At 63.7% G+C, this 1,684-nt stretch carries 3 protein-coding genes; all 3 read left to right on the top strand.

Features of this window, described 5'->3' with window-relative positions; genetic code table 11:
* The coding region (locus WBQ44_RS08015) for a cell division protein SepF (protein WP_495566179.1) at window positions 1-503 on the top strand (503 nt) is incomplete at its 5' end.
* Between the two features lie 100 nt (window positions 504-603).
* Window positions 604-891 carry a YggT family protein gene (locus WBQ44_RS08010; protein ID WP_495566178.1) on the top strand — a complete coding sequence of 96 codons (288 nt, stop codon included), beginning with the start codon at window positions 604-606 and terminating at the stop codon, window positions 889-891.
* A gap of 161 nt (window positions 892-1,052) precedes the next feature.
* On the top strand, window positions 1,053-1,684 hold a 632-nt coding region (wag31, locus tag WBQ44_RS08005), incomplete at its 3' end, for a DivIVA-like cell division protein Wag31 (protein ID WP_495566177.1).

Below are 1,684 nucleotides of genomic sequence, written 5' to 3'. Positions count from 1 at the left end.
GTCCGGCTCGTCTCGAACGCGACGACCTCGACGAGGACTACGACGACGACTACGAGGCGCCCCGCCAGTCTCCGACGTTGGCGCCCATCGGCGGACGCGCATCGCGTCCGGCGTCGATGGCAGGCCGCGGCGGCGGCTCCACCCGCGGCAATCTCGCTGTCGACACACGGATGGACGTGCGCGCCGAGACGCGCCGCAGTCCGGTCGTCGACGATGGCGGCCCACTGTCCAAGATCACCACGCTGCGCCCGCGCGACTACAGCGAGGCTCGCACCATCGGTGAGCGGTTCCGCGACGGTACGCCGGTGATCATGGATCTCGTCGAGATGAGCAACGCCGACGCCAAGCGACTGGTCGACTTCGCCGCCGGTCTGGCATTCGCCTTGCGTGGTTCGTTCGACAAGGTGGCAACAAAGGTGTTCCTGCTGTCGCCCGCGGACATCGACGTATCGCCCCAGGAACGTCGTCGCATCGCCGAAACGGGCTTCTACAGCCAGCAGTGACGGCTCAACGCACGATCGGCTCGTACCGGCTCGATCGAAGCGCGCACGCTCTGACCTGCGCGCTTTGATCGAGCCGATGTTTTCGGGCAGAGTATGACCTGTGGCCTTGTTCGCGGTAATCTACTTCATACTGTTCATATTTTGGCTTCTTCTCATCGGCCGCATCATCGTCGAATTCATCAGGAGTTTCGCCCGCGACTGGCGTCCCTCCGGATTCGTCGTCATCGTGCTCGAAGCGATATTCACGGTGACCGATCCGCCGGTCAAGTTGCTGAGGCGACTGATTCCGCCGGTCAATCTGGGCGGAGTGCGGTTGGATCTGTCGATCATGGTGCTGCTCTTCGGCGTGTTCATCCTGATGACGGTCGTACGAGGTTTGGGGTCGTAGATATCGGGGACAAAGCCAGCAGACTTCGGGGACGCGCGCGACCAGCGCGACCGATGTGACAGAATGGACGCCAGTTACAGTTTGATTGTTCCGGCTCGTGCGGAATGGGATATAACTGAATGCTTGCTCTACCGCCTCAAGACGCGTGAAGGGATCCTTCCATGCCGCTGACTCCAGCTGATGTGCACAATGTCGCGTTCAGCAAGCCACCTATCGGTAAGCGTGGCTACAACGAAGACGAGGTGGATGCATTCCTCGATCTCGTCGAGCAAGAGTTGTCGCGATTGATCGAGGAGAATGCCGACCTGCGCCAGCGGGTGGGAGAGCTCGACCAGGAACTCGGCGACGCCAAGAGTGCGCGCCAGGGTGCCTCGAACGGTCCCCAGCAGAGCGCACCGGCCCAGCAGAAGGCTCCCGAGCCGGTGCGACCGCCAGAGCCCCCGAAGCCGGCGCCGGTGGTTGCGCCACCCGTCGCTCCAGCAGCGGCTGCACCTGCAGCCCAGAGTGGCGACTCCAACATGCAGGCCGCCAAGATTCTCGGTCTCGCGCAGGAGATGGCCGACCGTCTCACCAGCGACGCGAAGACCGAGTCCGAGCAGCTGCTCGGTAACGCCCGTACCAACGCGGAGCGCCTCGTCACCGACGCACGCACGCGGTCCGAGGCCATGGTGTCCGATGCGCGTCAGAAATCGGAGTCGCTGCTGACCGATGCGCAGACGCGATCCGAAACCCAGCTGCGGCAGGCAAAAGAGAAGGCCGACGCGCTGCAGGCCGACGCCGAGCGCAAGCACAC

The organism is Rhodococcus sp. (in: high G+C Gram-positive bacteria) (assembly GCF_049591685.1).
Lineage (GTDB): Bacteria > Actinomycetota > Actinomycetes > Mycobacteriales > Mycobacteriaceae > Rhodococcoides.
Note: the sequence above shows the minus strand (reverse complement) of the source record. Positions and strands in the feature narration are given on the sequence as shown.